General features: G+C 72.0%; 7 protein-coding genes. 5 read left to right on the forward strand and 2 right to left on the reverse strand.

The window, feature by feature from the left end; genetic code table 11:
* Positions 1-27 precede the first annotated feature (27 nt).
* A complete protein-coding gene (locus XM48_RS03140; protein WP_046454330.1) occupies positions 28-1077 on the reverse strand; it encodes an Atu2307/SP_0267 family LLM class monooxygenase in 1050 nt (349 codons plus the stop codon).
* A 53-nt stretch (positions 1078-1130) separates the two neighbouring features.
* Positions 1131-1517 (reverse strand): DUF2568 domain-containing protein, encoded by a 387-nt coding sequence (locus tag XM48_RS03145; RefSeq protein WP_156174914.1) that lies wholly within the window; start codon positions 1515-1517, stop codon positions 1131-1133.
* A gap of 76 nt (positions 1518-1593) precedes the next feature.
* Between XM48_RS03145 and XM48_RS03150 the strand changes: the two genes are divergently transcribed.
* The 5 genes from XM48_RS03150 to XM48_RS03170 form a co-directional block, all read left to right on the forward strand.
* The gene (locus XM48_RS03150) at positions 1594-2799 is read left to right on the forward strand and encodes an amidohydrolase family protein (RefSeq protein WP_046454340.1); all 1206 of its coding nucleotides are present in this window, start codon (positions 1594-1596) and stop codon (positions 2797-2799) included.
* Between the two features lie 52 nt (positions 2800-2851).
* Positions 2852-4465, forward strand: coding sequence for an ABC transporter substrate-binding protein (locus tag XM48_RS03155; protein WP_084820929.1), 1614 nt, complete (start codon positions 2852-2854; stop codon positions 4463-4465).
* A 139-nt stretch (positions 4466-4604) separates the two neighbouring features.
* Positions 4605-5570 (forward strand): ABC transporter permease, encoded by a 966-nt coding sequence (locus tag XM48_RS03160; RefSeq protein ID WP_046454331.1) that lies wholly within the window; start codon positions 4605-4607, stop codon positions 5568-5570.
* Positions 5567-6427: an ABC transporter permease gene (locus XM48_RS03165; RefSeq protein WP_046454332.1), complete on the forward strand. Its 861-nt coding sequence runs from the start codon at positions 5567-5569 to the stop codon at positions 6425-6427. Before XM48_RS03160 ends, XM48_RS03165 begins: the two co-directional genes overlap by 4 nt.
* Positions 6424-6900: ATP-binding cassette domain-containing protein (locus tag XM48_RS03170; protein WP_046454333.1), on the forward strand; the 477-nt coding region annotated here is incomplete at its 3' end. The genes XM48_RS03165 and XM48_RS03170, both read left to right, overlap by 4 nt.

The raw sequence follows: 6900 nt of genomic DNA on the forward strand, positions 1-6900 counted from the left end.
AATCCGTGCGGGCGGGATCCCCTGCTGCTAGTCGGCGAGCAGCTCCCGCACCCGCGGGATCACGTCGCGGCCGTAGCGCTCGATCGAGGCCATCAGCTGCTCGTGCGGCATGGTTCCGCTCGCGTACTTGAGGTCGAAACGGTCGGCGTCCAGGGTACGCACCGTGCGCGCGATGCGCTGCGCGACGGTCTCGGCCGAACCCACGTAGAGCGAACCCGAGTCGGCTTCCGCCTCGAACTCCTCGCGCCGGGCTTCGGGCCAGCCGCGCTCGCGGCCGATGCGGTTGCGGTTGTCGGCCCAGTGCTCCCACAGCTCGTCGCGCGCCTCGGCGTCGCTCGCGCCGATGTGGCCGGGGGAGTGCACGCCGAGCGGCATCGGTTCGCGGCCGAGCTCGTCCTGCGTCTGCCGGTAGAGGTTCGCGAACGGCAGGAACCGCGCGGGGTCGCCGCCGATGATCGCGAGCATCATGGGGATCCCGACCTGCACCGATCGCAGCACCGAGTGCGGGCTGCCGCCGACGCCGATCCAGGCGCGCACGCCGTCCGGCTGCTCCGTCTTCGGGAACACCTCCTGGTCGACGAGCGCGGTGCGGTGGCGGCCCGACCAGGTGACGGGGCCCTCGCCGCGCAGGCGCGCGAAGAGCTCGAGCTTCTCACTGAAGAGGGTCTCGTAGTCGGCCAGGTCGTAGCCGAACAGCGGGAACGACTCGGTGAAGGAGCCGCGACCGAGGATCACCTCGGAGCGCCCGTTGCTGAGCGCGTCGAGCGTCGCGAAGCGCTCGTAGACCCGCACCGGGTCGTCGCTCGAGAGCACGGTGACGCCCGTGCCGAGCTGGATCCGCTCGGTGCGGCCCGCGATCGTCGCGAGCACCATCTCGGGCGAGCTGATCGCGAAGTCGTCGCGGTGGTGCTCGCCGAGTGTGATGGCGTCGACGCCGAGGCGGTCGGCGAGCACGGCCTGCTCGACGACGTCGCGGATCACCTGGGCGTGCGAGGTGCGCTCGCCGTCGGCCGAGCGGGTGACGTCGCCGAAGGTGTCGAGGCCAAGGACCACGGAGTGCGTGCGTGCATCGTTCATGCCCGGAAGAACGCCGGGCGGGCGCGGGCTATTCCGCGGGCTCCGGTGAAGCCTCAGCGCTTGCGCGACGCGGCGATGTAGCCGACGGCCACGGCGACCACGCCGAAGCCGAGGGCCCAGCCCCAGTGCACGCCCATGACGAGCAGTGCGGCCGCGGCACCGGCGAAGAGCAGGAGCTCGACGAGCGCCTCGCCGAAGCGGTCGGTGCGCAGCACGGGTCGGGGTGACAGGAACAGTGCCCAGAGGAGCACCGCGAGGGCCAGGAACCCGATGCCGGTGAGGATGCCCGGGAAGGGCAGCGGCCAGCCGATGAAGCCCCACGCGGTCACGATCACGATGGCGATGAGGTGCAGCACGCCGCGCAGCGTCGTCAGGATCGCCTTCGCGGGATCCGCGGGCGAGGAAGCGGGGGTGCTGGGGGGAGTATCGAGGCCGGTCACCCCTCTAGTTTACGTTGTGGTTCAGCGGGGAATCACCGGAATGGTCCATGACTGTCGGTCGAGGTAGCGTGTGACCATGAACCAAGGCGGGGTGGCGAACGCGCGCGTGCTCGACGAGCACGGTCGGTTCGGCGCGCCCGTCGACATCGCCTGGCGCGACGGCCGGTTCGTCGACACCGCCGGGGCTCCCGGGGAACCGTCGGCCGGTGCCGACGCCGCTGCCGACGCCGCGATGATCGACGGCTCCGGCCGCTGGCTGATCCCCGGCCTGGTCGACGCGCACACCCACGCCGCCTGGCAGGCGTTCGACGCCGCGGACCGGGACGCGATCCCCGAAGCGGAGGCCGGCGAGCTGACGCGCCGTGCCCTGCGCGAGATGTTGCTGCGCGGCACGACGAGCGTGCGCGACGCCGGCGGGCTCCGCTCCGCCGCGCTCCGGGCGACCGAGGCCGACACGCTTCCGCGCGTGCAGACCGCGGAGGTGCTGATCGACCGCGAGGCCGCCGATGCGGCAGGCGGTGTCGAGCGCGCGGCCGAGGCCGCGCTCGCGGCCGGCGCCCGGTGGATCAAGCTCGTTGGCACGGCCGGCGTCGCGTCGCCGCAGGGCTCGCGGCTCGATCCGGTGTTCTCGCTCGAGGAGACGACCGCCGCGGTCCAGCTCGCCGTGCAGGCCGGTGCGGGCGTCATGGTGCACGCCTGGGGCGGGGTGGCCGTCGACCACGCGATCGAGGCGGGTGCCGCGAGCATCGAACACGGCATGTTCCTCACCGCCGCGCAGGCGGCCCGCGCCGCCGAGCGGGGGCTCGTGCTCGTGCCGACGCTCCGCATCTACCGCCAGGTCCGCGGCATGATCGATGCCGGTGAACTCCCCGCGACCTTCGGTCCGCGCGTCGACGAGGCCGTCGCCGCGCACCCGGGCGCCGTGCGCACCGCCCGCGACGCGGGACTCCGCATCGCGCTCGGCAGCGATTCCGGCACCCCGGAGCAGCACCGCACGGCGCTGCGAGAGTTCGCGGCGCTCGTCGAAGCGGGACTCACCCCCGAGGACGCGCTCGTCGCCGCGACCCGCACGGGCGCGGAACTGCTCGCCGCGGCCGCCGGACCCGGTTCCCCGGCACCGAGCGGCCGGATCGCCCCGGGCGAGATCGCCGACGCCGTCCTGCTGAACGTCGACCCGTCGGACCCCGCGAACCGCGACGCGATCGGCGACCCGTCGGCGGTCGACGCCGTGATCCTGGGCGGACGCACGATCCTGCCCCGGGCCGCCGACCTGGACCCGTGATCGCGGGCCGCCGCCCGCCCCCGCCTTTTCCACCCGCACCGCACACTCGAGAATGAGGACCACCGTGATCCCCAAGCGATCCCGCACCGGCCGCGCGCAGCGCTTCGCCGCCGCGACCGCCGCCACCCTTGCCGCAGCGCTGCTGCTCGCCGGCTGCGCCCCCGCGAGCGGTGGCAGCGGATCGGGCGACGCCGCGGCGTCGCCCGTGTCGGGCGGCCAGTTGAAGCTCGGCCGCGCCGCCGCCGTCGACTCGCTCGACCTGAACCAGCAGATCACCGCGAACAACGCCTTCGCGATCGACCAGGTGTTCGAACCGCTCATGTCGTTCGACGAGACGGGCAAGATCGTGCCCTGGCTCGCCGAGAAGTACGAGATCGACCAGGCCGGCCTCGTGTACACCTTCACCCTGCGCTCCGGCGTGAAGTTCTCGGACGGCACCGCGATGACCCCGGCCGACGTCGTGTTCTCGCTGCAGCGCCACCTGAAGGTCGGCGGACCGCTGCCGCTCGAAGCGCCCATCGCCTCGATCGAACCGGGCTCGGGCGATGCCGCGAAGAACACCGTCGTCATCACGCTGAAGCAGGCGTACACCCCGTTCCTCTCGGAGCTCTCCGGCTTCGCCAACGGCATCTTCCCGAAGGATTTCGGGGGGAAGACCGAGGCCGAGTTCTTCAAGAAACCGGTCGGCACCGGCCCCTTCGCGGTCGAGTCCTGGGATCCGAACGGCGACCTCGTCTTCGCCAAGAACACCCACTACTGGCAGTCGGGCAAGCCCCACCTCGACAAGCTCGTCTACACCGTCGTGCCCGATGACACCCAGCTGCAGCAGCAGCTGACCGCCGGTCAGATCGACGCGATCGAGGACGTGCCGGCCTCCGCCGCGAAGCAGCTCGGGTCCGGATCCGCTACGAAGCTCGTGAAGACCGGCTCCTGGGAGATCGAGCAGCTGTTCTTCAACACGCAGGATCCCCGCTTCGCCGACGAGCACGTGCGCCGCGCCATCGCCCACGCGCTCGACCGCGACGGCATCACGAAGGCGACCACGTTCGGCACCGCCGAGGTCGCGAACAGCCTCATCCCGCCCACCATCGAGTACTCGGCCGACACCGAGAAGAGCATCGCGCTCGGCTTCGATACCGAGGCGGCGAAGGCGGAGCTCGCGAAGTCGAAGTACCCGAAGGGCTTCGAGACCACACTGCTGATCGCGAGCGGCAACTCGCAGCGCGCCCAGATCGCGCAGATCGTGCAGGAGGCGCTCGCGAAGATCGGGATCACGGTCAAGATCGAGCAGATCGACCTCGCCGCGTTCCGCGAGCGGTTCAAGGCGTACAAGTTCGACTTCATGATCAACAGCGGCCAGTCCGACGCACCCGATCCGAACGGGCTCGTCACCTTCCAGGCCGATCCCGAGGGCTTCAGCAAGTCGTACTGGACCCACTACACCGACGCGAAGGTCACCGAGCTGATGCACGAGGGGCGCACCACCCCAGACGGTGATGCCCGCAAGAAGATCTACGTCGAGATCCAGCAGATCCTCGCGCAGCAGGTGCCCTACATCCCGCTGTTCTACCCGAGCAACCTCAAGGCGACGACCGCGAAGGTGCAGGGCCTGGTCGTGCGCCCGAACGGCAGCATCCGGTTCCAGGACGCCTGGATCTCGAAGTAGGCGCCGGTGGCCTTCGTCATCCTGCGCGACGGAGGAGTCGCAGGATCCTGCGACTCGCAAGCTCGCGCAGGATGACGGTGCTCGCGCAGGATGACGGTGCCGGGCTCGCCCGCCCGACGGAGATGATGGAATAGGACGCATGAGCAGCGTGCGCAGGATCGGCCTCGCGACCCTGCGCACGCTGGGCACGGTGCTCCCGGTGATGCTCGGGGTCGTCGTCGGCGTGTTCTTCCTGCTGCGACTCGTGCCCGGCGATCCCGCCCAGATGATCCTGGGCGAGCGGGCCACGCCACAGGCGGTCGCCGCGCTGCACGAGCAGCTCGGCCTCGACCTCCCGCTCTGGCAGCAGTTCGGCGACTTCCTCGGACGACTCCTCACGCAGGGCGACACGGGCCCCTCGCTCGTCTCCGGGACGTCGACGCGCGACCTGATCCTCGAGCGCGCGCCCATCAGTCTCGGCATCGTCGCCCTCGCCCTGCTCTTCGCCGTGCTCATCACGGTGCCGCTCGCGCTCGCCGCGGCGCGGCGGCCGAACGGGGCGATCGATCACGCGGTGCGCGTGATCCCGGCCATCGGGCTCGGCATGCCGATGTTCTGGGTCGGCCTGCTGCTCATCATCGTGTTCGCCGTGCACCTGGGCTGGTTCCCCGTGGGCGGCGTCGGCACCGGCGCGGGCGAGCCGCTTCGCAGCCTGATCCTGCCGGCGCTCGCGGTGTCGCTGAGCCTCGTGCCGCCCCTCATCCGCTCGCTGCGCGCGCAGCTGCTCGAGGTGGTCACGGCCGACTTCGTGACGACGCTGCGCGCCGCGCGCATCCCCGAGTTCCGCATCTGGACCCGGCACATCATGCGCGGCGGGGCGCTGCCGACGCTCGCTCTGCTCAGCGTGAACGCGGCGACCCTCATCGGCGGCACGCTCGTGATCGAGAAGGTGTTCGCGATCAACGGGATCGGCATGCTGCTGTTCACCTCGATCGGCAGCCGCGACTTCCCGGTGGTGCAGGGCATCGCGCTCTACTGCGCCGTGCTCGTGGTGCTCGTCGGCATCGCGGCCGACGCGCTGCTGGGGATCCTCGATCCGCGCCTGCGACGGGGGAGCGCCCGATGACCGCGACCGCACCGGCACCGCGCACCGCCGCGCGCAGCACCTTCTGGAGCCGAGCCCGCCGATCCCGCACCCTCGCGATCGGGACCGGTCTTGCGCTGCTCCTCGTGCTCGTCGCGATCCTGGCTCCCGTGATCGCCCCTTACCCGCCGACCGCGCAGGATCTCACCGCGGGCCTGCTCCCGCCGTCGCCCGCGCACTGGCTCGGCACGGACGAGCTCGGCCGCGACGTGCTCTCGCGGATCCTGCACGCGGCGCAGACCGATCTGCGGATCGCGGTGACCGCGGCACTCGCCCCCTTCGTCATCGGCATCGCCGTCGGGCTGCTCTCGGGATACTTCGGCGGCGCGGTCGACTGGACCCTCTCGCGCCTCGTCGACACCGTCATCGCCTTCCCGTTCTACATCATCGTGATCGCCCTGGTCTTCGCGCTCGGCGCGGGCGAGTTCGGGATCGTCGTCGCCTTCGCGCTGGTCGGCTGGACCGGCTACGCGCGCGTGATCCGCGCGCTCGCCGCCTCGATGCGCGACGCGGGCTGGGTGCGCGCCGCTCGCGGGGGCGGGCTGTCTCACGCCCGCGTGATCCTGCGCCACCTGCTGCCGAACGCGCTGCCGCAGGCGATCGTGCTGCTCATGACCGAGATCGTGCTGATCATGGTCGCGATCGTCACGCTCGGCTACCTGGGGCTCGGGGTGCGTCCGCCGACGCCCGACTGGGGGGCTATGCTCGCCGAGGCGCAGCCGTTCATCACGACCAACTGGTGGCTCGGGGTGGGCCCGGGGCTCGCCGTGGTGCTCACGGGCGTCGCGCTCTCCCTCGTCGCCGACGGGCTCGGCGACGCCTGGCGGGTGAAGCGATGAGGGCCACGACGCGTGCCGAATCGCCGCCGGCGGGGTCCCTGCCGAACGGAGCCGTCGCGATCAGCGGGCTCGTCGTCGAGACCGACGAGCGGGACCCGCGCGCGCTCGTCGACGGGGTGGATCTCGCGGTGGCGCCGGGCGAGGCCCTCGGCATCGTCGGCGCCTCCGGCTCCGGCAAGAGCCTGACCCTGCGCGCGGTGCTCGGACTGCTGCCCGGGGGCACGCGCGTCTCGGCGGGCTCGGTGGAGGCCGGCGGCCGCGCGGGGATGGTGTTCCAGGACCCCCAGACGGCGCTCGATCCGCTGACCCGGATCGGCACCCACCTGGTCGAGGCGCTGCGGGCGCGCGACGCCGAGCAGCGGATCCGCGCGGGGCGCGGCGCACTGCGCGCGCGGGCGCTCGCGCTGCTGGACCGCGTGCACCTGCCGGATCCCGAGCGCGCGTTCCGCGCGTACCCGCACGAGCTGTCGGGC

This window comes from Leucobacter sp. Ag1, from assembly GCF_000980875.1.
GTDB classification, from domain to species: domain Bacteria; phylum Actinomycetota; class Actinomycetes; order Actinomycetales; family Microbacteriaceae; genus Leucobacter; species Leucobacter iarius.

Bases quoted from the DNA above. Each gene is read 5' to 3' on its own strand.
- XM48_RS03140 (WP_046454330.1), bottom strand. From the start codon at position 1,077: ATGAACGATGCACGCACGCACTCCGTGGTCCTTGGCCTCGACACCTTC.
- XM48_RS03160 (WP_046454331.1), top strand. From the start codon at position 4,605: ATGAGCAGCGTGCGCAGGATCGGCCTCGCGACCCTGCGCACGCTGGGC.
- XM48_RS03155 (WP_084820929.1), top strand. From the start codon at position 2,852: ATGAGGACCACCGTGATCCCCAAGCGATCCCGCACCGGCCGCGCGCAG.
- XM48_RS03165 (WP_046454332.1), top strand. From the start codon at position 5,567: ATGACCGCGACCGCACCGGCACCGCGCACCGCCGCGCGCAGCACCTTC.
- XM48_RS03150 (WP_046454340.1), top strand. From the start codon at position 1,594: ATGAACCAAGGCGGGGTGGCGAACGCGCGCGTGCTCGACGAGCACGGT.